This is a genomic window from Methylobacterium sp. V23, assembly GCF_002917135.1.
Taxonomy (GTDB): domain Bacteria; phylum Pseudomonadota; class Alphaproteobacteria; order Rhizobiales; family Beijerinckiaceae; genus Methylobacterium.
The window spans coordinates 1-21,851 of record NZ_PDHT01000039.1 but is presented as its reverse complement, the minus strand read 5'-3'; the positions used below and the strand labels follow the sequence as shown (position 1 = coordinate 21,851).

Annotated in this window: 27 protein-coding genes; 17 read left to right on the top strand and 10 right to left on the bottom strand. The window is 62.4% G+C overall.

From position 1 onward, the window contains the following. Window positions 1-981: 981 nt before the first annotated feature. The gene (locus tag CRT23_RS23870; protein ID WP_103712072.1) at window positions 982-1,455 is read left to right on the top strand and encodes a MucR family transcriptional regulator; all 474 of its coding nucleotides are present in this window, start codon (window positions 982-984) and stop codon (window positions 1,453-1,455) included. 142 nt (window positions 1,456-1,597) lie between these two features. Here the strand turns inward: CRT23_RS23870 and CRT23_RS23865 are convergent, their stop codons facing one another. Both CRT23_RS23865 and CRT23_RS23860 read right to left on the bottom strand, forming a co-directional pair. Continuing rightward, the gene (locus CRT23_RS23865) at window positions 1,598-2,020 is read right to left on the bottom strand and encodes a type II toxin-antitoxin system VapC family toxin (RefSeq protein WP_103712071.1); all 423 of its coding nucleotides are present in this window, start codon (window positions 2,018-2,020) and stop codon (window positions 1,598-1,600) included. After that, a complete protein-coding gene (locus tag CRT23_RS23860; RefSeq protein ID WP_103712070.1) occupies window positions 2,017-2,265 on the bottom strand; it encodes a plasmid stabilization protein in 249 nt (82 codons plus the stop codon). The genes CRT23_RS23865 and CRT23_RS23860 overlap by 4 nt, the downstream gene beginning before the upstream one ends. Before the next feature lie 104 nt (window positions 2,266-2,369). Between CRT23_RS23860 and CRT23_RS23855 the strand changes: the two genes are divergently transcribed. The 3 genes from CRT23_RS23855 to CRT23_RS23840 all read left to right on the top strand — a co-directional run bounded on the left by CRT23_RS23855 (window position 2,370) and on the right by CRT23_RS23840 (window position 4,751). Continuing rightward, a complete protein-coding gene (locus tag CRT23_RS23855; protein ID WP_146056478.1) occupies window positions 2,370-2,666 on the top strand; it encodes a hypothetical protein in 297 nt (98 codons plus the stop codon). Next, entirely contained in the window at window positions 2,663-3,415 is a 753-nt protein-coding gene (locus CRT23_RS23850) for an IS6 family transposase (RefSeq protein WP_103712068.1), read from the top strand. The genes CRT23_RS23855 and CRT23_RS23850 overlap by 4 nt, the downstream gene beginning before the upstream one ends. A 241-nt stretch (window positions 3,416-3,656) precedes the next feature. Continuing rightward, complete coding sequence (locus CRT23_RS23840; protein WP_103712067.1) at window positions 3,657-4,751, top strand: HigA family addiction module antitoxin; 1,095 nt, start codon at window positions 3,657-3,659, stop codon at window positions 4,749-4,751. 365 nt (window positions 4,752-5,116) lie between these two features. Here CRT23_RS23840 and CRT23_RS23835 read toward each other — a convergent pair whose 3' ends face one another. Together CRT23_RS23835 and CRT23_RS23830 are read right to left on the bottom strand one after the other, a co-directional pair. After that, on the bottom strand, window positions 5,117-5,635 hold the full coding sequence (locus CRT23_RS23835) for a hypothetical protein (protein WP_245436534.1): 519 nt from the start codon (window positions 5,633-5,635) through the stop codon (window positions 5,117-5,119). Between the two features lie 393 nt (window positions 5,636-6,028). Continuing rightward, window positions 6,029-6,913, bottom strand: a complete 885-nt coding sequence (locus tag CRT23_RS23830) for a LysR family transcriptional regulator (RefSeq protein ID WP_103712087.1) — start codon at window positions 6,911-6,913, stop codon at window positions 6,029-6,031. 218 nt (window positions 6,914-7,131) lie between these two features. Here CRT23_RS23830 and CRT23_RS23825 point away from each other — a divergent pair, with 218 nt between their 5' ends. From CRT23_RS23825 to CRT23_RS23810, 4 genes are all read left to right on the top strand, one after another. Then, a complete protein-coding gene (locus CRT23_RS23825) occupies window positions 7,132-8,550 on the top strand; it encodes an MFS transporter (RefSeq protein ID WP_348628888.1) in 1,419 nt (472 codons plus the stop codon). Window positions 8,551-8,612: 62 nt separating this feature from the next. Next, on the top strand, window positions 8,613-9,470 hold the full coding sequence (locus CRT23_RS23820) for an amidohydrolase family protein (RefSeq protein WP_056160302.1): 858 nt from the start codon (window positions 8,613-8,615) through the stop codon (window positions 9,468-9,470). Window positions 9,471-9,505: 35 nt separating this feature from the next. Next, window positions 9,506-10,699 carry a molybdopterin-dependent oxidoreductase gene (locus CRT23_RS23815; protein ID WP_103712066.1) on the top strand — a complete coding sequence of 398 codons (1,194 nt, stop codon included), beginning with the start codon at window positions 9,506-9,508 and terminating at the stop codon, window positions 10,697-10,699. Between the two features lie 11 nt (window positions 10,700-10,710). Next, complete coding sequence (locus CRT23_RS23810; RefSeq protein ID WP_056160309.1) at window positions 10,711-11,037, top strand: hypothetical protein; 327 nt, start codon at window positions 10,711-10,713, stop codon at window positions 11,035-11,037. 48 nt (window positions 11,038-11,085) lie between these two features. Here CRT23_RS23810 and CRT23_RS23805 read toward each other — a convergent pair whose 3' ends face one another. Further along, window positions 11,086-11,364 (bottom strand): hypothetical protein, encoded by a 279-nt coding sequence (locus CRT23_RS23805; protein WP_244478466.1) that lies wholly within the window; start codon window positions 11,362-11,364, stop codon window positions 11,086-11,088. A gap of 132 nt (window positions 11,365-11,496) precedes the next feature. On the opposite strand from CRT23_RS23805, the gene CRT23_RS23800 reads away from it, so the two are divergent. Next, window positions 11,497-12,546 (top strand): YeiH family protein, encoded by a 1,050-nt coding sequence (locus tag CRT23_RS23800; protein WP_103712065.1) that lies wholly within the window; start codon window positions 11,497-11,499, stop codon window positions 12,544-12,546. A gap of 266 nt (window positions 12,547-12,812) precedes the next feature. Here CRT23_RS23800 and CRT23_RS23795 read toward each other — a convergent pair whose 3' ends face one another. From CRT23_RS23795 to CRT23_RS23785, 3 genes are all read right to left on the bottom strand, one after another. After that, window positions 12,813-13,265 carry a DUF302 domain-containing protein gene (locus CRT23_RS23795; RefSeq protein ID WP_103712064.1) on the bottom strand — a complete coding sequence of 151 codons (453 nt, stop codon included), beginning with the start codon at window positions 13,263-13,265 and terminating at the stop codon, window positions 12,813-12,815. 83 nt (window positions 13,266-13,348) lie between these two features. Then, complete coding sequence (locus tag CRT23_RS23790; RefSeq protein WP_210202099.1) at window positions 13,349-13,744, bottom strand: hypothetical protein; 396 nt, start codon at window positions 13,742-13,744, stop codon at window positions 13,349-13,351. A 64-nt stretch (window positions 13,745-13,808) separates the two neighbouring features. Then, window positions 13,809-14,612 carry an extracellular solute-binding protein gene (locus CRT23_RS23785; RefSeq protein WP_103712063.1) on the bottom strand — a complete coding sequence of 268 codons (804 nt, stop codon included), beginning with the start codon at window positions 14,610-14,612 and terminating at the stop codon, window positions 13,809-13,811. Between the two features lie 301 nt (window positions 14,613-14,913). On the opposite strand from CRT23_RS23785, the gene CRT23_RS23780 reads away from it, so the two are divergent. The 5 genes from CRT23_RS23780 to CRT23_RS23760 all read left to right on the top strand — a co-directional run bounded on the left by CRT23_RS23780 (window position 14,914) and on the right by CRT23_RS23760 (window position 17,682). After that, window positions 14,914-15,306: a hypothetical protein gene (locus tag CRT23_RS23780; RefSeq protein WP_103712062.1), complete on the top strand. Its 393-nt coding sequence runs from the start codon at window positions 14,914-14,916 to the stop codon at window positions 15,304-15,306. Window positions 15,307-15,336: 30 nt separating this feature from the next. Continuing rightward, window positions 15,337-15,849 (top strand): sigma-70 family RNA polymerase sigma factor, encoded by a 513-nt coding sequence (locus tag CRT23_RS23775; RefSeq protein ID WP_103712061.1) that lies wholly within the window; start codon window positions 15,337-15,339, stop codon window positions 15,847-15,849. Continuing rightward, entirely contained in the window at window positions 15,846-16,655 is an 810-nt protein-coding gene (locus tag CRT23_RS23770; protein WP_103712060.1) for an anti-sigma factor, read from the top strand. Before CRT23_RS23775 ends, CRT23_RS23770 begins: the two co-directional genes overlap by 4 nt. A 53-nt stretch (window positions 16,656-16,708) precedes the next feature. Next, a complete protein-coding gene (locus tag CRT23_RS23765) occupies window positions 16,709-17,209 on the top strand; it encodes a hypothetical protein (RefSeq protein ID WP_103712059.1) in 501 nt (166 codons plus the stop codon). Between the two features lie 194 nt (window positions 17,210-17,403). Next, complete coding sequence (locus CRT23_RS23760) at window positions 17,404-17,682, top strand: hypothetical protein (protein WP_103712058.1); 279 nt, start codon at window positions 17,404-17,406, stop codon at window positions 17,680-17,682. 77 nt (window positions 17,683-17,759) lie between these two features. Here CRT23_RS23760 and CRT23_RS23755 read toward each other — a convergent pair whose 3' ends face one another. After that, a complete protein-coding gene (locus CRT23_RS23755; RefSeq protein ID WP_103712057.1) occupies window positions 17,760-18,920 on the bottom strand; it encodes a TDT family transporter in 1,161 nt (386 codons plus the stop codon). 300 nt (window positions 18,921-19,220) lie between these two features. On the opposite strand from CRT23_RS23755, the gene CRT23_RS23750 reads away from it, so the two are divergent. From CRT23_RS23750 to CRT23_RS23740, 3 genes are all read left to right on the top strand, one after another. Next, entirely contained in the window at window positions 19,221-19,496 is a 276-nt protein-coding gene (locus CRT23_RS23750; protein WP_103712056.1) for a hypothetical protein, read from the top strand. A 273-nt stretch (window positions 19,497-19,769) separates the two neighbouring features. Then, window positions 19,770-20,993: a molybdopterin-dependent oxidoreductase gene (locus CRT23_RS23745; protein ID WP_103712055.1), complete on the top strand. Its 1,224-nt coding sequence runs from the start codon at window positions 19,770-19,772 to the stop codon at window positions 20,991-20,993. A gap of 15 nt (window positions 20,994-21,008) precedes the next feature. Further along, window positions 21,009-21,350 (top strand): cytochrome c, encoded by a 342-nt coding sequence (locus CRT23_RS23740; RefSeq protein ID WP_181017443.1) that lies wholly within the window; start codon window positions 21,009-21,011, stop codon window positions 21,348-21,350. 3 nt (window positions 21,351-21,353) lie between these two features. Here CRT23_RS23740 and CRT23_RS23735 read toward each other — a convergent pair. Further along, on the bottom strand, window positions 21,354-21,851 hold a 498-nt coding region (locus CRT23_RS23735), incomplete at its 5' end, for a LysR substrate-binding domain-containing protein (RefSeq protein WP_245436529.1).

Here is a 21,851-nt window from a genome sequence, read left to right as displayed (position 1 = left end):
AGGCGATGCGATGTCGTACCGCGCTACCAGCAGGCTCGGGGTAGGCGGCGCTTCCAACGGTCTGCTCGAGGCAATCCGGCGCCATCGGACCGGGCGCTGCGAGGACTGTGAGCAAGGGGCCTCGACACAGCCTGGGACGGCACCGGGCTTTCGATGCGCGGCGGCATCGGCGGAACGGGGATGGCTGCCTCAGTCGCTGCTACGGGCTCTTGCCTGACTTTCGGGGGCCTGCCCCTGCGGCGTGGGGCTTCGTCGGCTGTCTGGGCGAGCTCGGCGCGACGAACGCGGGGCAGGGGGCTTTCAGGCTGCACCTGTGGCTCCGGCTCGGGCTGTGACGGTTCCCAGGCGATCAGGCTCGGTAGGATGCGCCGGGGCTGGGAGGCCTCCGAAGCACCTGAGGCTGATGAGAGCTTCGGCTCGAACACCGAGAGCGCTGCAGAGGACGGCCCCCCTGGCAATGGGTTGGCTCGGTCCAGGGCCTGGCGCGGCCTTGCCGGGATGAAGGTTCGACCGGAGGTGACGCTGTGTTTGATCTCGACGGTGAATGACCGCCTTGCCGGTTTACGCAAAAGGCTCTTCCAAGCGAAGGGTGAGGGTATCGGACGGAGCAACTCAGATGGGGGATCCCCCAGCATCGAACAATGCTTGATCCGGGTTGATTGTAGAAAATGAGCTGGTGATAACGTAAGTATCGTGTTGGGAGAACCCGCGTTGCGGCTGTCAAAGCTCCACGGTCAGTAGTCTTCCAACCTCCCTGGGCCTTCGCCTCTGGCAACGGCATCCTCGTTGAATCAGACGCACATTCATCAACGCCGGTAAAAACCGTGCTTGAAGCTGTAGAAATGTTGTCAACAAATCCTTAAAGACGCATCGTATGTCGATCCCTTCCGATCGAAGAACTGAGCTCAGTCATCGACCGACATCCCTGGGACCTCGGTGGAGCAGGCTCACAAAAGGCTCTTGAAGGAACCAGCAACGCCCATGGATGATCAGACCGTCTCATCGCAGATCGACTTCCTCGATCTGACCGCCGAACTCGTTTCTGCCTACGTGGCTGCCAACTCCGTTCCAGCCAGCGAACTGCCGGCCCTCATGACGAACGTCCACGCGGCCCTAAGCGGCCTGACAGGCACGCCGTCGACGGAGACATCGAAGACTGAGAAGGCGACGCCGGCGCAGATCCGCAAGTCGATCGCCCTCGACACGCTGATCAGCTTCGAGGACGGCAAACCCTACAAGACGCTGCGGCGCCACCTTACCCTGCGGGGTCTCTCGCCGGAGGCCTATCGCGAGAAGTGGGGACTGCCCCCCGACTACCCGATGACGTCGGCTGCCTACTCGGCCCATCGCTCGGAACTTGCCCGAAGCCTCGGCTTGGGTCAGCAGCGTCGTGGCCGGCTGATCAAAACCGTTGAGGCTATCGAAGAGGGTGATAAGGTACCTGGAGAGGCTTGAGGCCGAATGGCCTAACTGACGGTCACAGGAGCCGTCCACGGGCCATCGCAGCGCCCCTCAGAGCCTTTCGCGCTTGGATAACGTGCTTCACCGTCGCCGCTGAGGCTCTGATCAGCAGTGGCGGTCCAAAGTCTGAGGAACTTCAGCCTTCCTGCCACGGATCGACGACCACGATCCCGCACGCGAGGAAATCCCGAACGTTGCGGGTGGCCAGTTGCGCCCCTCGCGAGCGGGTGATGGCTGCAATCTGTCCGTCGATCTGAGCGACGGGCTGCCCCATCTGTCGGCGATGCGCGGCGATTTCTGGATAGGCTAGGGCAGCATCGCTATCGAAGCTCAAGATGCGTCCTGCCATCTCGATCTCAAAGATCGGGCGCGCTGCAGCCATCAGTTCCTCGCGCCGACGCCCTTCGGGTAGAAGACGCAAGCCGTAGAAGATCTCCGCTTGCGTCAGCGTGGTGGTGAACAGGCCCGCCATCGGCTGTCGTACCAGCCAAGCCAATACGCGCGGATCGGGTGCCATCCGCATCAATTCGGAGATGACGTTGGTGTCGAGGACGATCACGCCTCGAAGCCCGGCGGTTCACGGCTCGGCTCGCGTGGAAGCTCCGGCAGATCAACGCCGCCAAGAGCAGCAAAGCGCTCGTGGATAGCCTGCCCAAGGTCGCGCGGTCGTACAGGTTCGGTGGACAAGGCGGAGCGCAGGATGTCACGCGCTTCCTCCTCCATCGACTTTCCATGCAGGGCTGCACGAACGCGCAGGCGTGCTTTGATCGCATCGTCGATGTTGCGGATCGTCATCACAGCCATGAGCATTCTCATCAGTCAATGACTGCAAAGTAGCGTTTGACTTAAGAGACGGCAAGAACGAGGATTTAGGAGAAGTCGGTCCCACACGCGTGATGGAGATGCGCATGCCTCCCACCAAGCGTCAGCTTGCTGCCTCGCTCCGCGTGTGCGCGCACATCGCTGATCGTGAACGCATCGCCGACTTCCTGGCAGCCGAAACAACCCAGGCCGGCGTCAATCCCTTCCGGCAAACCAGTGCCGGAGCCCAGCTCAACATCTGGAGCGGACACAGCTTCGAGTTCCGCTCGTCGCGGACGGAGGTGCTTGGCCTGGGCGTGTCGCAAACGCGATCGGACCTGCGTTTACCCAACGTTGACCATACGACCTGCATGGCGCCTTCCGTTCTGGAGGCCGCCCCATGATCCTGTCCGCCATCGCTGCGAAGCTCAAGCAGCGCGCCAAGGGTGACTTCAAGGGACGGCACTACGAGGCGGCGCTCATCGTCCAGGCCGTCTCCTGGTACCTGCGTTACCCGCTCAGCTATCGTGACATCGAGGAGTTGTTCCTGGAGCGCGGGCTGGAGGTCGATCACTCCACTTTGAACCGCTGGGTGCTCGCCTACGCACCGCTGATCGAGAAGCGGCTGCGCCAGTTCCGCAAGCCGCATTGCGGCTCGGTGCGCATCGACGAAACGTACATCCGGGTGCGCGGCGAGTGGCGCTACCTCTATCGGGCCATCGACAAGCACGGCAATCCTGTCGACTTCCTGCTGACCGCCCATCGCGACCTCGGCGCCGCTAAGCGGTTCTTCCGCAAGATGCTGGCGGATCACCCGCTCCTCGCGCCGGACCGGATCGGCACGGATGGCGCCGGCACCTACCCGCCGGCCATTGCTGAAAGCCGCAAGGAGGGTCTGCTGCCCCGCATGCCGCTCCACTACGTCACGAAGCACCTACAGCAGGGTATCGAGAGCGATCATTTCAGGGTCAAAAAGAACATGCCGCGGATCGGCGGCTTCCAGTCCTTCCACACGGCTCGGCGCACGATCCAAGGCTTCGAAGCCATGCTCTGGCTGCGCAAGGGCTTCGGCTTCGCCGGCGCGTGGACGGTCCGCGAACAGAACCAGCTACTCGGGGTCTGCTTCGGACTTCAGGCGGTTAACAAAACCTGAAAACGCGCGAGATCCGGCCTCGGATGCGGCCTGCGGCACGGCTTGCGACAAGCCCCTCAGTGGTGACCGGAATGGTCAGCTCTCCGTTACGGCCAAGGACAACTGGCGGATTGTTTTCGTGCCCGACCATGACCCGGTTCCGTGCCTGCCGGATGGCGGGCTCGACACCGGTCAGATTACGGCAGTCGAGATCATCGAAGTCGTCGACTACCACGGCAATTGAACGGCGGAGACCAAGGAGATGACGACGCAGGAAGCCTGGGCCCCGCAATGGGCGACCCATCCCGGCGAGCACCTCGAAGAGTACATCCAGGAGCGTGGCTGGTCCCAGGCCGAGTTCGCCCGCATCGCCGACATGACGCCCAAGCTGGTGAGCACCATCATCAACGGCACCAACCCTGTCACGCCCGAGACCGCCCTTAAGCTGGAGCACGTGCTCGGCCTCAAGGCCTATATCTGGACCGGCCTCCAGGCGAACTGGGACCTGTTCCAAGCGCGGCGACGGGAGCAGGAAGCGGCAGAACGCGAGGCCGAGTGGCTCAAGGGATTCCCCATCCGGGAACTGAAGGCCTGCGGTCGCCTTCCCCAGACCAACGATCCAGGCAGGATTATGGACGGACTGCTGGGCCTCCTCGGGATCGGAGGGCCGCATGCCTACCAGGCGAAGCTCGGCTCCCTCGCCGTGCATCACCGAAAGGCCAGGACCGGCCCGACCTCGCCTCACCATATGCTCTGCTGGCTGATGCTGGGCGAGGAGAAGGCGCGCCGGCTCAGCCTACCGGCTTACGACCCAACACGGTTCGTGCAAGGCTGCGCCGAGATCCGTTCGCTCACCGTGACGCAGCCCGAGACCTTCGAGCCACGTATGCTCGAACTCTGCCACGCGTCCGGTGTGGCGCTGGTGTTCCAGAAACCCCTGAGCAGGACCTGCGTGTTTGGCTCGGCACGGTGGATGAACGGTGAGCGTCCCCTAATCCAGATGTCGCTGCGCATGAAGAGCAACGACCATTTCTGGTGGACGTTCTTTCACGAGGCGGCGCACGTCATTCTGCATCGGGGGAAGAACTTCGTCGATGATCAGAACGGCGATGGCGACAGCGTGGAGACCGAGGCCGACGCGTGGGCCGAGGAAATGCTGGTCGGACGAGAGCGGATCGCGGCCTTCGCCACGACATGCCCTGGGACCAAGCAGGACATCATCGCCTTTGCCGAGGAGGTCGACCTTCATCCGGGCATCGTAGTCGGCATGTTGCAGCACCGTCGCATCGTCCCCTTCACTCACCTGAACGAGTTGAAGGTGCGCTTCGCCTGGCGGGACGAGGTCGCCCTTGCCTGACGCTATCCAAGGCATCGACCACATCAAGGGCTCTCCCGGTCGACTCGACGACCCAGTGACGGGGCAAGCCGATGGAAGGAAAGTTTCGCGTAAGTCAGGAAGGAAGAAGTTGCGGGCCGTCCACACCATCAAGCCCCCATGATCTCGCTCATCGACATCCCGGGCACGAGGAACAGATGCGGGCGCATCCGGTCCGACCGGCCGTAGCTGTAGCGTTAGACCCGCTTCACTCAATCCTCCGGACTGCCTTCACCAGCCGGAGCGGGCGAGCGTGTGTCGGGGATGGTCTGCGGCGGCAGCGGCGCGAGGAGCAGGGACTTCGGCTCAGGCGGCGGTGTCGCGGGGCGGACTGTCCCGAGCATGTCCTAGGCACGGGCGAGATCCACGAACCGGCCGGCGGAGGCCGGCACGCTGTAGCGGAGCCGGAGCGCGATCCCTTGGGTGTCCTGCACGGCCTGTCGGCCGACCTCCGCCCCATGGCAGATCGTGAAGTAGAGCGCCACGAAATTCTGGCTCTTGCGCTTCTCCCAGGAGGGCTCGGTCGAGAACGGCGCGATCATGTAGGCGCGCGTCTGGCCTCCACGTTGCGCCAGGATGGCCGGGCGGGTCTGTGAGCAGTACGCATAGCCCATCGCCTCTCCCAGGCTCTGCCGACCCGCTGGTGAGGCCAGGAAGCTCTGGATTTGCGTGCGCATCAGGGTGCCGTCCGCGCCTTCAGCGACGCGCTCGGCCGCGAGAAGCCGAAACTCATCGCAGCCTTCCTTATGGCAGAGGCCGCGGATCAGTTCGTCGGGTCCTTGGGCCAAGGCCGGGGTGATCGAAAGCAGCACGAGCAGGATCAGGCGTAGCCACACGGGGATCTCCTGGGTGGAAAAGCGCATCATACGCGCTCCCGATCCCATCAGGCCGCTCCAGTGCGAGCCAGGGCAGAACCCTGTTCAACTTCGGTTGCGACCGCCCGTGCCTAAGAGCGTGCACGTCCTTGGGGCCGATCCCATGATCCGTCAGAAGCCTGTTCAGATCCAGTGTCATGCCACAGGGGGAACTGTCAGGCTTCCAAATACCGTTTTGCCGGCAGATGATTTCCTGGCAGGTTTAGGCTTGTTTGTTGCCTACCCGTTCTCAGGCCGGCGGAAAGTCGGGGAAACGATCGTTTTCCTCGCAAAAATAATTCCTGCGCTTGAAGCAGAGGGAATTAGCTTGTTTCTATATGCACGAGCGTTTTACATTCATCAATAAAAACTCCGATTTAAAGATCGTGAGTATGACGGTTTGATTTATAGATGTATTAGCTTATTGAATGCAACTGTCGCTGGATTAGAAAGGCGTCCCACCACGCTCAGCCGCCATAGGATCCGCTCGATCCGTAGGTCACGGACCGGGACGACGACTATTGTCCCGATGGAAATCTGGTCACGAATTGTAGCGACTGAGACCATTGCTACACCAAGGCCGCTCGCTACAAGTTGTTTGATCGCCTCCGTGCTGCCAACCACCAGACGGCGAATTGGGCAAATTTTATTGGCACTTAGTGCTTCGGAGACGATCTCACGTGATCCGGAGCCTGGCTCCCTGACGATAAAAATCTCTTCCGAAATGCGCGCTGGATCAATTGGCTCAGCTGCGTTCGCGAAGGCGTGGTCAGGCGAGGCGATTAAAACCATCTCGTCCTGACGCCAAGCTTCGCTGACAATACTTGGTTCCTCAACAGGTCCCTCAACCAATGCGACATCGATTGCGTGCTCGATCAGAAGGGCCACGATCGCTCGCGTATTGGCGCTAATAATGCTGAGTTCAACACCAGGATACGCACGATGAAAAATGCCGAGGTAAGTTGGGATCATGTAAGTTGCAATTGTGGTGCTTGCGCCGATCCGCAACATCCCGCTCCCTAGTCCCCGCAGAGCGTACAGTTCTTCTTCAGCCGCCCGCTCCATGGCGAAAAGAGTTTTGGCATGTCGCAGCAGGGCTTCGCCCTCTCGGGTTGGCCGAACTCCTCGGGCGCCACGGTCAAGCAGTCGACATCCCACCTGGAGTTCGAAATCCCGTACCCCTTGCGAGATCGCCGGTTGGCTGACGTGCAGCTCTTCAGCCGCTCGGGAGAAGCTGCCTGTCTGAGCTACGGTCGCGAAGAAGCGCAGGAGGTGAAGATTGAGAGCCATAACCACAGCTTATAAGGCCAAAATGGAATTATATTAGTGCGAATCGTGGAAAAGGGAGCAAAGTTATCCTGCGGGACGAGCAAAATAAGAAAAATGATGCTCCCTCTAGCTCGTTCTCTCTGAACGGATGAGGGGCTGGTTACACGCTCAAGAAAGTCCGGGCGGCGTTCGCGGCGCACGTCCTGGACGCCAACGAGGGAACGTCCAGGAGACACGCCATGCACCTTGCCACAGACCCCCCGATCGGTATGGGGATCGAAATCACCGCTTCAAACCAAGCCGCTGCTGCTGCCACGGCCAACATCGCCGGACGGCTGGAGCGGCTGCCGATGTCGGCGTACCAGCGGAAGGTGTTCGCAATCATTGCCTCCGCCTGGCTGGTCGACCAGGTCGACGTGGCGCTGCTCACCTTCTTGCTAGGTTCGATTGTTGTCGCCTTCGGGCTCACGCCCACTGAGGCAGGCCAGCTCGCGGCGATGACCTTCGCAGGTCAGCTTCTCGGTAACATTGTGGCGGGCACTGCCGCCGATCGCTTCGGGCGCAAGGCCGTATTCCAGGTCACGATGGTGGTCTGGGGACTTGCCAGTCTCGCGGCTGCGGCGGCCTGGAGCTTGCCGGTCCTGATGGCCTGCCGCTTCCTGATCGGTGTCGGGGTCGGCGGCGAGGCCCCGGTCGCGCAAGCAATGGTCTCGGAGATTGTGCCGGCCAACGTGCGCGGCAAGTACATCGCCTTCATGGAGGGCTTCTGGGCCATCGGATACGTGCTCTCCGGTGCGATCAGCTTCTTCGTGCTGCCTTATCTCGGCTGGCGTTGGGCCTTTGTGATTGTGGGCCTGCTTTCGATGGTGGTGCTGTTAGTGCGCCGCTCCATGCCAGAATCCCCGCGCTGGCTCGCTGACAAGGGCCGCCACGCTGAGGCCGAAGCCGTGATGACGACGATGGAGCGGGAAGTTGAACGCGCCACTGGCCGGCCGCTACCGCCGGTAGCGCCGTCCCTTGTGGACGCAGTCACGGCGCCCGTACCGTATCAAAACCCAATCGCGACGCTGTTCTCGCCTGAGTACCGCCTGCGCACGGTCATGGCCTTCGGAATGTGGTTCTTCGCGTTGATCGGCTTCTTCGGCCTCAACTCGTGGATCGCGGTGCTCCTGAAGGAGCGTGGCTTCTCGATCGTCGGCTCGGTCGGTTTCGTGACGCTGATCACGGTGGGTGGCATCCCCGGCTTCTTCACTGCGGCGCTACTCTTGGAGAAGATCGGGCGCAAGCCCACTACGGCGGCCTTTCTTATCTGTTCGGCGATCGCTGCATATTTATACGGTAACGCCGTCGATCAGACTTGGCTGTTCGTCTGGGGCTTCGTGATGCAGTTCTTCATGTTTGGTATGTGGAGCTGTCTCTACGCTTACACGCCGGAACTCTACCCCACCCGTGCCCGGGCGACGGGAGCTGGTTTCGCTTCGGCCTTCGGGCGGATCGGCGCCATCCTTGGGCCCATGATCGTGCCAGTGCTGGTGCAGAACTACGGCCCCGCCACTGCCTTCCAGGTCGGTGCGGGTGGCTTCCTCATCGCAGCTCTCCTCGTCCTGACGCTTGGCGTCGAGACGCGCGGCAAGGTGCTGGAGACGGTCTCTCACTGATCTGACCAACCTGGCGCTCAGGATCGTGCGCCGGGTTCCCCCTAACAAGGAGTGAAGAAGCCATGCCGATCGTAGACATGCGTAGCCGCCCGACCTTCCTGCACAAGTTCTTTGGTGGGGCGCCTGACACTCCTGAGTACGGCGTTGTGCGCTGGCTGAACGGGCGTGTTGGCGGCCGCGAGATCGACCACTTTACCCGAGGGATGACCGTTGAGGGCTTTTCTGCGGAAATGGACGGGGCTGGCATCGACGTCGCCGTCATGGTCGCCCGCTCGGTGCCGGGCGTGCGGATTGCCAACGACGACCTTGCTACGGTCGCTCGACACAACTCGAAGCGGCTGGTCGGTATCGCCTCGGTAGACCCAGTGGAGCTCGGCCGTGATGCTGCCGTGGCCGAAGCCCGCCGCGCGGTAACCGAGCTCGGCTTCAAAGGCGTCAATCTCGATGCTGGCTTCTACGGAGAAGCCATGCGCGCCGACGACGAGCGCCTGATGCCGCTCTACGAGCTGTGTCAGGAATTGGGGGTGCCGGCCTTCGTGATGTCTGGCCCGACGACGCCCGACTTGCGCCTCAATGACCCGCTTGCGGTCGATCGGGTGGCGAAGACCTTTCCGAAGCTGCCGCTCGTGTGCTGCCACGGCTTCTACCCGAACGTCGCCGAAATGGTGACGGTGGCTTTCCGCAACGAGAACGTTTTCGTCTCGCCCGACATGTACACCTTCGCGCCGGGCGGTGGCCTCTACGTTGAGGCGGCCAACAGCTTCATGCGGGATCAGTTCCTGTTCGGCTCCTCCTTCCCGTTCCGGCCGATGCGGCAGGGCGTGGAGGATTTCCGCCAGCTCGGACTCTCTGAAGACGCACTCGACGCTGCACTCTGGCGCAATGCAAACCGGTTGCTAGGGCTCGGCCTCGGCGCCTGACCACCTCCGAAGCTGCTTTTCAAGAGAGGTGTGCAATGAGAAAAGAAATTCCCAGACGTGAGGTCCTATTCGGCGCAGGCGCCCTAGCGCTGGTCGGACGTTCGGTCCTCGCGGCCGAGGTCGGTCTGCCCTTCGGCAATGGCGAGCGCCCGCTGGTGGCGTATCCGGGCAAGCGCCCGCTGTTGCAGATGACGGCCCGGCCGCCGCAGCTCGAGACGCCGTTCTCGGTCTTTGACGAGGGGGTGATCACTCCGAACGACGCGTTCTTCGTGCGATATCACCTCGCCGACATCCCCACAGAGATCGACCCGGACACCTTCCGCCTCAGAGTACAGGGCTACGTCGAAGCGCCGGTTTCACTCGCGCTGGCCGATCTCAAGGCAATGCCGCAAACAGAGGTCGTCGCGGTCAACCAGTGCTCAGGCAATTCCCGCGGCTTCTTCGAACCACGTATGGCCGGTGGCCAACTCGCAAACGGTGCGATGGGCTGTGCGCGCTGGACCGGCGTGTCGCTGAAGACCGTGCTGGATAAGGCGGGCGTAAAGGCGGGCTCCGTCCAGGTCGCGTTCGAGGGGCTTGATGGACCTGTGATCCCGGAGACGCCGGACTTCGCGAAGGCCTTGAACATCGACCACGCTCGCGACGGCGAGGTGATGCTGGCTTGGGGGATGAACGGGCAGGAACTGCCTTGGCTCAACGGTTACCCCTTACGCCTCGTCGTGCCGGGGCTCTACGGCACCTACTGGGTCAAGCACCTCAACGCGATCACCGTACTCGACAAGCCGTTCGAGGGGTTCTGGATGAAGACCGCCTACCGTATCCCCGACACGCCCTGCGCCTGCACCGAGCCCGGCAAGGCGGCAGCCAGCACCGTACCGATCGGGCGCTTCAACGTGCGCTCCTTCCTCACAAACCTGATCGATGGAGCCAGCGTGAAGGCGGGCTCGACGCCGCTGCGCGGCATCGCTTTCGACGGCGGCTCCGGCATCAAGACGGTTGAGGTCTCCGCCAACGATGGGGGAACCTGGCTGCCTGCCAAGCTGGGTCAGGATTTTGGGCGTTACGCCTTTCGGGCCTGGACCCTGGACGTCGACCTTCCCGCCGGCTCCCACATCATTCGGGTCAAAGCGACGGCTAACGATGGCACGAGCCAGCCGATGGAACCGCGCTGGAACCCGGCTGGCTATATGCGCAACGTGGTTGAGAGCACCCGCGTGCGGGCGGCTTGAGGGAGAATGGGATGACGCGATTTCTTGTCACCAGCATCGCACTCATACTCGCTGCCGGCACGGCCGTGGCCGAGCCTCGGAGTTACGCGCTACCCGAGCCCACGGCACAGCTGCGAGCACCCCAAGGTGGGACGGACACGACTCACATAATCGGCTTCGAGGCGGCGCAAGCCAACTGCATGAGCTGCCACTCCGTCGACTACATTGCGATGCAGCCGCCAGGGAAAGGCAAGGCGTTCTGGGAAGCCGAGGTGAGTAAGATGATCAAAGTCTACCATGCGCCGATCGCTGAGGCCGACGCCAAGGTCATCGCCGCTTACCTAACGGCGACCTATTAAAAGCTTCTACAGCCCAGCATTCGCGGGTTGGGAAAAATAGCTCAGGCCTCAGATCAGAGCCACGACCTTTGCGGCGTACGAGGCTACCGTTTGAACCACAGGCAGGTCCGCGGCGTAGATGCGTCCAGCCAGGATCAGAAGCGCCAAGCTCCAGAATATCACACCGCCGATTCGGCGAGCGGTGTGGTCGCCCGCGGTAGATCTGTAAGCGCGCGCAACGCCCTCGGGGACCGGCTCGCCGAAGGGATCGAAAGTGATCGGTGATGACCACGTGTCAGGAGTGTTGCGCATGACAAGATATGTCGCGCCCAAGGCCGTCTCAAGCAAGGGAGGGGTTTTCCGAACTTCACTCCCTCTGGAGAGAGTCCTTCTCCGCAATGGAGAGCCAACGAACGTTTTCTTCCCAACACGCCTCAAAGCCGCATCGTGAGCCTAGACGCATCCCAGAAAGCCCCCGCAATGGCAGTGCTCCGCGAAAAGCCTGTCTCGCCGGCATCGGTTCTGCCTGGCATTGGCCTGTGCGTAGTGATCACGCTCATTGCCATGGCCGCGCAGGCCTTGGAAGAGCATGTCTCCGGTCACCCTTATGTTGAGGCCCTGGTGTTGGCTATCCTGCTCGGCATCGCAGTGCGCACTGCCTGGGCACCCGATGCGCGCTTCCACACCGGCATTGCCTTTTCCGCCAAGCAGCTTTTGGAAGTCGCTGTTACCCTGCTTGGAGTCTCGCTCAGCCTTGGCGCGATCCTCGCTTCTGGCCCGGCGCTCTTGGGAGGTATCGTCGGAACGGTGATCCTCGGCATCGTAACGAGTTTTCTCATTTGCCGTGCGTTCGGCCTGCCCGCGCGCATGGCTATCCTGGTGGCCTGTGGCAACGCAATTTGTGGCAACTCAGCCATCGCCGCGGTCGCGCCGGTGATCGGGGCTCAAGCCAAGGACATCGCCGCTTCGATTGCCTTCACGGCGGTTTTAGGTGTGCTCATGGTGCTCGGGCTGCCCCTGTTCGTGCCGCTGGCCGGGATGAGCGATAACCAGTATGGGGTGCTGGCGGGGCTGACCGTCTACGCGGTGCCGCAGGTGCTGGCAGCGACCGTACCCGTCAGTCTCCTGAGCACGCAGGTCGGCACGCTGGTCAAGCTCGTACGCGTGCTCATGCTCGGCCCCGTCGTAGTGTTCTTCTCGCTGATCGCCTCGCGGCTCCCGCCTGAGCCCGGCACTCCAGTGAGAAAGGGCGGTCGGCCTGGCCTCACCAAGCTGGTGCCGTGGTTTATCCTCGGTTTCCTGGCGCTGGCGACTCTGCGCTCCCTCGGGCTGATCCCGGACATCGTGGTAAAGCCGCTGACCCAACTCGCGGGGTTCTTGACCGTGTTGTCGATGGCCGCTCTGGGGCTCGGTGTCGACGTTCGAATACTCGCGCGCGTCGGTGGACGCGTCACGCTCGCTGTCACTGCATCGCTGGCCGTTTTGATCGCGGTTAGTCTGTTGCTGATCCGCGCGCTCGGCATCACCTGAACGGCCCACCGCGGTAAGTGGCTAGAAGAACCGCTCAAAGTCACCAGAGGCAGTCAGCATTACCCCGTGCAGAAGCTCCGCTGCAGACGGCAAATAGCGAGCGACATACATTTTGCCAAGATCAGTCCCCTTCCTCGCAATCTGATCCACGAAACTTGGCGAAGAGCCACTCCTCAAAAGGCAGGTCTATTGTACTTGCCGCACGTATGGCGCTGGCTGTGCAGAGATGCAATGCACTCAAATCACTCTAGATGCAGCTTACGCCCTCAAGGCGTCGTCGCGCCGTCAAGGAGTTTTCGCACCGCGGCCTTCATTGTTGCGATCGCGCCATCGCAGTTAGGACCGAGTGCGTAGCGCTCCTTTAGGGCTTTGGGATCGACCATGCCGAGCCAAACCTGTCCAACCTCGTCCTGCCAGGCGAGGGCGTGCAAGGGGAGATCGATCCCGGCACGCTGGTTGCAGACCATGATCGGGGTTCCGCTCTGCGGCTTGCCGAAGATCATGAGTTCGGTCGGGCGCAGTGTCAGCCCCGCATCCTTGGCGGCCTCGGAATGTGGAACGCGGCCGACAATGAAGAAGCCATCGTCTGTCACGAGCTTCTGCAGGCGGTCGAGGGTCTCCTTGACGGGTCTGGTGCTCTTGACGGCGATGAGATCGTCCGCCCTCGCATTTGCTCCGAGTGTAACGAAGACGAGGGCAGTGATCAGGACTTTCAGCATCGCGTGTGTTCCAGCCAATGGTATGAGTTGATGTCCGGACCCGGCCGTGGCGTCAGCAAGTGTCTGAACTAGGCAGAGCAGGTTCAGCGTGTAGGCAGCGTCACCGTCGCGGTTGTGCCCCCAAAGCCAGTCGGCTTGAAATGCGCGCGCACGCTGACAGTCCCGATCCCAGGCGGAACTCTGACCCCGCTTCCTGTTCTTGTGAAGGGCTGTTCGTCGTCGTGAGGATGCTCCAATACGCGTGCACCAAGGATTGCCCCCTCCGGCCCAAGAACCTCGATCCGGTCGGCGTAGCGATCCCAACCCGTATCGGCGCTTTGCACCGTAACGTCGATATCGAAGCTGCCCACCCCACCTCGCCGCGCCAGCGCGGACACGACGTTGACGTCGCCCGCCATGGCGGCTGTCGCCCAAACCAGCAACATGCCGCCCGACAAGCGAACACCAATAACCTTAGCCATAGACCTCAGGATGGGCATTGGGTGAGCTCGTTCTCACATCAATCTGCTCGGAACGATGGTGTGCCGTTTGCCCAGGCAAGGCTCAGCGGATCCAGCCTTCGGTCTTCATCAGCGCCTGGGCCTCGGGCGTAACTAAGTAATTCACGAACTCCTGGGCCGCCGGGTCGGCATCCGGTGCGACCGCGACGCTGAGGTCGCGCCAGACCTGCCGGCTGGTTTCGATCGGCACCTCAGACAGAGCCTCCTTCTGGGTTGCCGGCCAGTTCGGCCAAGTGATCCAGGCATCGGCGTCCTTGTCCTTGAACGCTTTGAAGCTGGCGCCCGACCCCGTCGAGAATGCGACGATGTTCTTGCGGAACGCGGTGACGTCCGACAACTTTCCAAGACGCCCTGCCACGTCCTCCCAGGTGCCGGTGCCGGAGGTGTTGGCGATGCCCGAGCCTTCGGTCACGACGATCTTCATGCCATCCTTCAGGAGGTCATCGAACCCCTTGATCCCCTTTGGATTGCCGGCCTTCACCGCGATCACCGTCGGTCGCAGATAGATCGGCTTCACCTGATCGGAGGAAAACGTCTTGTAGGTCTCAAGGAACGCCGTCATCGACTGCTCGGACGTGCCCCAAATGATGTCGGCGTCGGTCTGCGCCTTTTTCGACCAAGTGGTTTCGGGACCAGCGATGATCTCGACTTTATTACCAGTTTTCTTCATCCAGACGTCGGCGACCTTCTTGAGCGCCGTGTGAGGTCCGCCAGCACCGTAGAGCTTGACCACGCCGTCTTTCGGCTGGTGCTTGATCGCGGGATCGAACAAGCCGGTGTTCTGGGCCTGTACCGAGAGGCCGCTGAGCACAAGGGCTGTGGCGGCATAGAAAGGGAGAAGTCTCATGGGGCATCCTTCATGATATGATCGCATTCTAAACCATGTTCTGCGGCAACTCTCGCAGAGGGGTAATGCGGCACTATGTTCGACAGATTTTCAGTAAAAAGCTGCGCGGGTCGAATGGGATCAGGCTGGTATGCGTCTGACCTCGTGATCCGATCTCGCGGTCAGACTGGTAAGATGCCGCGAAAATCCTGTTTATTCCGGTCGTGCGAAATTATTTCGACGATGCCGACCCACGGCGACGGAATAAACCACGTCCCAGGGGCATCTCTCGGCTGATCATGTCGATCCCCGGAGCCCTCCCATGATGAGTTTAGCCGTTCGGACCCTCACCCTCGCTGTTGCCCTCTCGTTTGGCACCGCCGCCTTTGCCCAGGGTATGGTGCCAGCAAAGACCGCCGAGATCGCCAAGGGCAAGGCCTTCGTCGACGACAAAGGCATGACGCTCTACACCTTTGACAAGGACACGGCCGGAAAGTCAGCCTGCAACGGACCGTGCGCCACAGCATGGCCTCCGATGATGGCAAGTGCGACGGCCACAGCAACGGGCGAGTGGACGGTTGTAACGCGTGACGACGGCTCGAAGCAGTGGGCCTACAAGGCGAAGCCGCTCTACACTTACGCCAAGGACAGCAAGGCCGGCGATATCTCAGGAGACGGCTTCCTGAACGGCGCTTGGCACATCGCGACGCCGTAAGCGGCCCGCGGACAGTTCGGCTAATAGCTGATGTCGGACGAGATCGCCGCGCTGATCGAACCGCTGATCCCATCGCTCCGGCGCTACGCCAGGGCGCTCCTATACGATAGGGATGCAGCCGACGATCTCGTCCAGGATACGCTTGAACGGGCCATCTCCCGGTGGCCCCTGCGGCGGCGCGACGGCGACCTCAGGTCGTGGCTGTTCACCATCGAGCGCAACCTCTTTCTCGCCGGGCTTCGGCAGACGCGGCGCCGAGGCGTGCATGTCGGCATAGATCCGCTGGAGAGCTTACCGTCGAAGGAGCATTCTCCCGATGCTACTCTCCGGGTCCAAGACGTGCTCGCAGGCCTCGCGGGCCTTCCCGAGGAACAGCGCTCAGTTCTGCTCCTCGTCGCCGTCGAGGAGTTCTCGTACGCCGACACGGCGAAGGTTCTGGACGTGCCAATCGGCACGGTAATGTCGCGGCTCAGCCGGGCTCGGGACCGCATGCGCAGCTTCATGGAAACGGGGCAAGTTGTGGTTCTCAGGAGTGTCAAGTGAGCGCTGATCATCGGCCCGTTGGCGAGGATGACGTGCACGCCTGGATCGACGGCTGTCTGCCGGTCGGGCGCGTTAAGATCATCGAGACCTATTTTGCCGCTCACCCTGAAGCCGCTGCCAAGGCTGCTGCGGACCGAAAGGGCAGTGCTCTGCTGCGCACCCGGCTTGCTTTGGTCGCCGAAGAACCGATCCCGGCGCGGCTTCGGGTCGCCAATCTCATCGCGGCCGCCCGAACCCCTTGGCGCGGTCGCTTTGGCGCGGTCGCGGCCACCATGGCCTGGATCGTTCTCGGTGGGTTCGGCAGCTGGCTCGGTCACGATCTATTACCGTCGAGGGGCGAGAGGCAGAAGGTCGCCGGCGCATCGTTCGCAATACGGGATGCGGTCGCGGCCTTCCGGACGTTTGCTGTCGAAGTCGCTCATCCCGTTGAGGTCAGAGCGGACCAGAAGCCCCATCTGGTGCAGTGGCTATCACGCCGCCTCAACCGGCCGATAGTCGTCCCCGACCTCTCGGGCCAAGGCTTTCGCCTGATGGGCGGACGGCTTCTGCCGACCGAGAGCGAGCCAGCTGCCCTCCTGATGTATGACGACGATCGCGGCACGCGTTTGATCGTCTACACCCGGGAGGGCCCTGGCGAGGAGGCTCGGAGCGCGTTCCGCCCCGCCCGCGAAGGTGATGTCACGACCTGGGGCTGGACGCAGGGAGGTCAATCCTACGTTGTGACTGCGCGGTCAGACGCGGCCCGCCTGCTGTCGGTCGCGGAAGCGATCGACGGCCAGGTCCGCAGCTTGAACGGCCGGATTTAAGACGGAAAGCTTGCCTCTTCGAAGGCCGATGGAACGCGATTGGTGGTCAACTGATGAAAATACGTTCCATCATACGGGTGCTCGTCGCCGGGACTGCGGCGCTCGCCGTCAACATGATCCTGCTTTGGCTCGCCGATCACTTCGGGATCGTCACGGCCCGTGGCGGCTTCCAGCGGCTCACCAAGCTCTGGACGACACCTTGGCTCGTCGCAACTGGTGCCGATGCGCTTTGGTCGCGTTGGCAGTTGCCCGATCCCGGCTCAGCCTTGTTCATGGCGGCCTTCAAGATTGCCGCGGGGCTCATGATGGCTCTCGTCTATGCCGCGATCGAACCCGCGCTTCCTGGCCGCTGGTGGACGAAGGGCCTTCTCTACGCGCTGATTGTTTGGCTTCTCAACGCGGCCGTCGTGCTTCCGCTTCTCGGAGAGGGGTTTGCAGGTACGGAAAGCCTAATGGCGGTCGGCATCATCACCTTCGCCTTGGCGCACACCGCTTTCTTCCTGGTTCTTGCTGGGCTGTATCGCCCACGTCATCGGGGGGCATGCGTCGTCTGACAATACTCCTCGCTATCACTTTAGGTCTCGAAGCATCGAAAATTGTCCCTTTGTGAACGTAATAGGTATGTAAGAGATCGATCGTTCAGATTTATAGAATGAAGCGAGCTCGACAATATATTGGATCGAACGCTTTCGCCGGCTTAGGTTCTCCTCATCGCCGAACGGCAACGCCGTTTCACAGGAGACCGATCATGACCTCATCCTTCAAGATTGCCGCCCTCGCACTGGCCACCATTGCCGCTGCCGCAGATCTGCCATCCGCCGCATCTGCGCGCACGCTCGGCCCACACCAGGGCCGCTACATGACGCTTGAGAGCGCCGGACCCGCCGCTTTTAGTCCCGCGCCATACGGCCAGCTCAGCCTGGAAGACGAGGACGGCGGCAACGCCAAGAACCCGGCGCTCTCCGCTTACCAGCGCGGCCGCGGCCAGGAGACCGGCGGACCGGCCCGCATGCTCATCGATCGCTGAGCAATCCGAGGGGTTGGCGACATGCCGGCCCCTTTCCTCGTGCGCTCAAGAAAGTAGGCTCGCCTGGGCGGGCCACATCATCCCTTCGCCGCGGCGGTCAAGCAGGGCGAGACGAAAAGCTCGCCCCGGTAGGCGCCCTGCAGTGTGCGACCAGCAACGACCAGCCAGAGCAGCACGAGCAATCCGACGAGCCCGGCTCCGAGCCAAGCGAAGCCGCTAAGACCTGTGACCTCGCCGAGGCGCAGGGTTGCGAGCGCGTAGACGCCAAGCGGGAAGATGTAACCCCACCAGCCGAGATTGAACGGTACCCCGCCACGTAGGTAGCGCAGCGTCACGGCAAACGAGAGCAGAAACCACCACGCACCGTATCCCCAAAGGATCAGGGCACTGATCAGGCCCATGATCCGCAAACTGTCCTGCGCACCCCCAAAGCCCTGAGCCGCTAAGATCGGGCCGCCGGCTTGACCGAGAACAAGCAGGCCAAGTGCTCCCGTGCCCAGGGGGCCGAGTGAGAGCCAGCTCGATGCAGCCATCTCGCGCGGCGGCAAGTTGTGCAGCGCCATACGCAGCACGAGGATCGCCAGGATGCTGAGCGCCAGCGGGACAGACACGCCCCACAGAATGAAGCTCGTCACGATGACGGCCAATTGCACGCCTGCATCGGCAACCGTCGGCGCGAGCAACCCCCCGGAAACTGCAGCGACTTCCGCGGCGACGACTGGCAGGAGCCAGACGGCCGTCATCTGGTCGATGTGGTGCTCCTGGCGCGTGAACATCAGGTAGGGGATGGCAACGGCGCAGATCACGGCGAGGGCCACGTCCAACCACCACAGGCCGAAGGCGATGGTGGCGGCCACGCTGCCGATCCGGTCGGGACCGAAGATCAGGAGGCCGTTGAGCAGGGTCGCCAGGGCCATGGGAACTGCGCCGAAGAACATCGATACGGTCGCGTGACCGAAGATGCGCCGCGCCTCATCGAAGAAGAAGATCCAGCGCGCGGTGTAGAGCGCGCAGCAGGCCGCGAAGAGCGCGATGGAGGCGAGCCACAATCCGGTCGCAATGGGTGCCAGGACCGCGTGCGTCGCTGGTAGGCGGTCGAGAGCGAGCGCCACAACCCCGGTGCCCATGACGACGGTGAACCAGTTGGGCGTGAACTGACGGATCAGATCGCGGGGATGCTGGAGCCGCGAGAGCGGTTTCAGGCCTGTGCTGATAGCCAGGAGGGAAGGATCTGACACAGGCGGCTCGGCTTTCTCTCGAAGAATTACGGTTTACCCGAGCACCGCGCTGGAGTGGTCACTGTGTCTATCATCGCCTCTTCAATCCCGAAGCAACCCCTCTCGACCGCAGGGCGATCTCACGGGTCTTGGCAGCCCGGTTCAGGAAACGGACAGGGTCCGCACCGAGAGTGCTAGCTCTAAACCGATCGTCTTTATAGAATGAACTAAGCTGAACAATATGTTGGATGGATCGAAGGCTGGAGCCTACCTTCCCCTTATCGCGAACAGCGTGACAACAAGAACACAAGGGGATCCACCATGATCACGTCCTGCAAGCTCGCCACTCTCGTTCTCGCCGGCGGTACCATGCTGATGGTCTTGTCCGGTGCCTCTCTGGCTCGGGATATCCCCGGCCTGCAGGGCCACTACATGAGTGGCCAGGGCCTGGCTGCACCCACGGCTTACCGCATCAACCCGCAAGAGTTCGAAGCTGACGAGGACTTTGCCAACGCCCACAACCCAGCCCTGCTACCCTACCAGCGTGGCCGCGGTCAGGAGACGGGCGGCGGCGGTCAGATCCTCTTTGAGCAGTGAGCCGCAGGAGGAGCCCTGCTGGGCAAGAGCGGGCCTGATCATGGGCCCAAGCCACAGCTCCTCCTGTTTAGTACGGGCTTCCGGTGCTCGGGGCCGACGTCCGCGACCTGGCTACCTTGGCCTTGCCTTCTAGCTCGTGATCTTGTGAGCGTCGCGAGCTGGGTAGGATGATAGCGTGAGCGAAGCCTTCACGCAGCAAAGCTCGGAGCAATAGCAGCGCGGCCTCCCATCCCAGCTGCGGCTGCCGAGAACAAGAACACGAAGGGAGACATCATGCGCCACCTGCACATTCCGATGAACCGCCGAAGCCTTCTTGGAGGGCTGAGCCTTGGAGGGCTCGCCGCAGCCACGCCTGCCTGGGCGGCTGGATCCGTCCGCCTGCCACTGCCTGGCGGGCCAGACGAGCGCATGCTCACGACAGCCTTTCCCGGCAAAGGTTCAATGATCCTGCAGCGCACCCGGCCGCCGCTTCTAGAGACCCCGATGGAAGTGTTCGATGAGGGCGTGTTTACCCCTAATGACCGCTTCTACGTGCGTTGGCATTGGGCCTCGATCCCGACCGAGGTCGATGCGGCAAGCTTCCGCCTCAAGGTCCACGGCCATATCGAGAAGGAGCTTTCCTTCTCGCTCGACGATCTTGCCCGCTTGCCACAGTTCGAGATTGCGGCGGTGAACCAATGCTCAGGCAACGCGCGCGGCCTGTTCGAGCCGCGGGTTTCAGGCGCGCAATGGGCCAATGGCTCCATGGGCAACGCCCGCTGGACCGGCGTACGCCTCAAGGACGTGCTCGATAGGGCCGGCGTGAAGGCTGGCGCCGTGCAGGTGCGCTTCAACGGCCTCGACGAGCCAGTGGTCGAAGACGCGCCCGACTTCAAGAAGTCGCTCGATCTTGACCACGCCCGCGACGGCGAGGTGATGATCGCCTACGCAATGAACGGCGAGCAGTTGCCACTCCTGAACGGCTTCCCACTCCGGCTCGTGGTACCGGGCTGGTACTCGACCTACTGGGTCAAGATGCTGTCCGACATCGAGGTGTTGGATCACGCAGATGAGCAGTTCTGGATGAAGACCGCCTACCGCATCCCGGATACGCCCGGCGCGAATGTTCGGCCCGGGGAGAAGGGCTATCCGACCGTGCCGATCAACCGGATGGTGCCACGCTCTTTGCTGACCAACGTCAAGGCCGACGCTTCGGTGAAGGCCGGTGCCTCGCTCTCTGTGCGCGGTATTGCGTTCGGGGGTGATTGCGGAGTGAGAAGCGTCGAGGTCTCACCTGACGGTGGTCAGAGCTGGGTGGCCGCCAATCTTGGCAAGGACGAGGGCACCTATAGCTTCCGTCGCTTCGAGGCGAACCTTCCCGCCCTGGCTGCTGGCCGGCACGAACTCAAGGTCCGCTGCACCAACACGTTGGGTGTGGCTCAGCCGCTGGAGCCGACCTGGAACCCGAATGGCTTCATGCGCAGTGTGGTCGAGACCACACCTGTCGTGGCCTCTTAAGGCAAGGAGTTGAACATGCCCAAGATGATGCTACCCCGCCTTGCGCTCACCGCACTCTGCGCCTTCCCGCTGATTAGGGGCTCCGCCTTGGCTGGCGAGGTGATGCGGTTCAAATCGGTTTCGGTCGAGTTGCCGCAGAGTGATCGGGCCTTTCCTGGCGGCCACGAGGCCGAGGCGGTCAACAACAACTGCTTGGCCTGCCACTCGGCCGGGATGGTTCTGACCCAACCCAAGCGCTCCAAGGCTGAATGGACCGAGACGGTCAACAAGATGATCCACACCTACAAGGCACCCATCGACGAGACGGACGTGCCCACCATTGTCGCGTACCTTGCCAGTATGAAACCGCAGCCGTGATGCTCAGGTCGTCTTCGTAGGAGCAGCCTTGATCAGGTCGAGGAGCGCGTCGGCTGCTCGGCTGCGATAGCGCTCCTTGTGGCGCAGCATCCGAAAAGCTCTCTTGGGCAGATCGAACGGTACATGGCAGAGCGTCTCGGCTCGGAGGCTTGCAGCAGCCACCGAGGCCGAGAGCACGGTTGCGCCGCCGTCTGCCTCGACCGCTGCACGCACGGCCTCGTTCGAGGGTAGCTCCAGCATCACTGTCAGGCGCGTCGGGGCGAAGCCGCGCTGTGCCAAGGTCTCCTCGAAGGCCGAACGCGTGCCAGAGCCTGGCTCGCGCAGCACCCAGCTGCCCTCCGCAAGCTCGTCCAGCGACATCTCACTGCGCCTTGCCCAGGGGTGGCCCGGTGCAACGAGAAGCATGAGCTGATCCTCGGCCACCGTCGTGCTGGCCAAGGCCGGGTCGTCGAGCGTGCCCTCGACGAAGCCCAGCTCTGCCGCCCCCTCACGTACAGCAGC

Coding starts and splice junctions, on each gene's coding strand:
- CRT23_RS23870 (WP_103712072.1), top strand. CDS start 982: ATGGATGATCAGACCGTCTCATCGCAGATCGACTTCCTCGATCTGACC.
- CRT23_RS23860 (WP_103712070.1), bottom strand. CDS start 2,265: ATGGCTGTGATGACGATCCGCAACATCGACGATGCGATCAAAGCACGC.
- CRT23_RS23855 (WP_146056478.1), top strand. CDS start 2,370: ATGCCTCCCACCAAGCGTCAGCTTGCTGCCTCGCTCCGCGTGTGCGCG.
- CRT23_RS23850 (WP_103712068.1), top strand. CDS start 2,663: ATGATCCTGTCCGCCATCGCTGCGAAGCTCAAGCAGCGCGCCAAGGGT.
- CRT23_RS23840 (WP_103712067.1), top strand. CDS start 3,657: ATGACGACGCAGGAAGCCTGGGCCCCGCAATGGGCGACCCATCCCGGC.
- CRT23_RS23835 (WP_245436534.1), bottom strand. CDS start 5,635: ATGATGCGCTTTTCCACCCAGGAGATCCCCGTGTGGCTACGCCTGATC.
- CRT23_RS23830 (WP_103712087.1), bottom strand. CDS start 6,913: ATGGCTCTCAATCTTCACCTCCTGCGCTTCTTCGCGACCGTAGCTCAG.
- CRT23_RS23825 (WP_348628888.1), top strand. CDS start 7,132: ATGCACCTTGCCACAGACCCCCCGATCGGTATGGGGATCGAAATCACC.
- CRT23_RS23820 (WP_056160302.1), top strand. CDS start 8,613: ATGCCGATCGTAGACATGCGTAGCCGCCCGACCTTCCTGCACAAGTTC.
- CRT23_RS23815 (WP_103712066.1), top strand. CDS start 9,506: ATGAGAAAAGAAATTCCCAGACGTGAGGTCCTATTCGGCGCAGGCGCC.
- CRT23_RS23810 (WP_056160309.1), top strand. CDS start 10,711: ATGACGCGATTTCTTGTCACCAGCATCGCACTCATACTCGCTGCCGGC.
- CRT23_RS23800 (WP_103712065.1), top strand. CDS start 11,497: ATGGCAGTGCTCCGCGAAAAGCCTGTCTCGCCGGCATCGGTTCTGCCT.
- CRT23_RS23795 (WP_103712064.1), bottom strand. CDS start 13,265: ATGCTGAAAGTCCTGATCACTGCCCTCGTCTTCGTTACACTCGGAGCA.
- CRT23_RS23790 (WP_210202099.1), bottom strand. CDS start 13,744: ATGCCCATCCTGAGGTCTATGGCTAAGGTTATTGGTGTTCGCTTGTCG.
- CRT23_RS23785 (WP_103712063.1), bottom strand. CDS start 14,612: ATGAGACTTCTCCCTTTCTATGCCGCCACAGCCCTTGTGCTCAGCGGC.
- CRT23_RS23780 (WP_103712062.1), top strand. CDS start 14,914: ATGATGAGTTTAGCCGTTCGGACCCTCACCCTCGCTGTTGCCCTCTCG.
- CRT23_RS23775 (WP_103712061.1), top strand. CDS start 15,337: ATGTCGGACGAGATCGCCGCGCTGATCGAACCGCTGATCCCATCGCTC.
- CRT23_RS23765 (WP_103712059.1), top strand. CDS start 16,709: ATGAAAATACGTTCCATCATACGGGTGCTCGTCGCCGGGACTGCGGCG.
- CRT23_RS23760 (WP_103712058.1), top strand. CDS start 17,404: ATGACCTCATCCTTCAAGATTGCCGCCCTCGCACTGGCCACCATTGCC.
- CRT23_RS23750 (WP_103712056.1), top strand. CDS start 19,221: ATGATCACGTCCTGCAAGCTCGCCACTCTCGTTCTCGCCGGCGGTACC.
- CRT23_RS23745 (WP_103712055.1), top strand. CDS start 19,770: ATGCGCCACCTGCACATTCCGATGAACCGCCGAAGCCTTCTTGGAGGG.
- CRT23_RS23740 (WP_181017443.1), top strand. CDS start 21,009: ATGCCCAAGATGATGCTACCCCGCCTTGCGCTCACCGCACTCTGCGCC.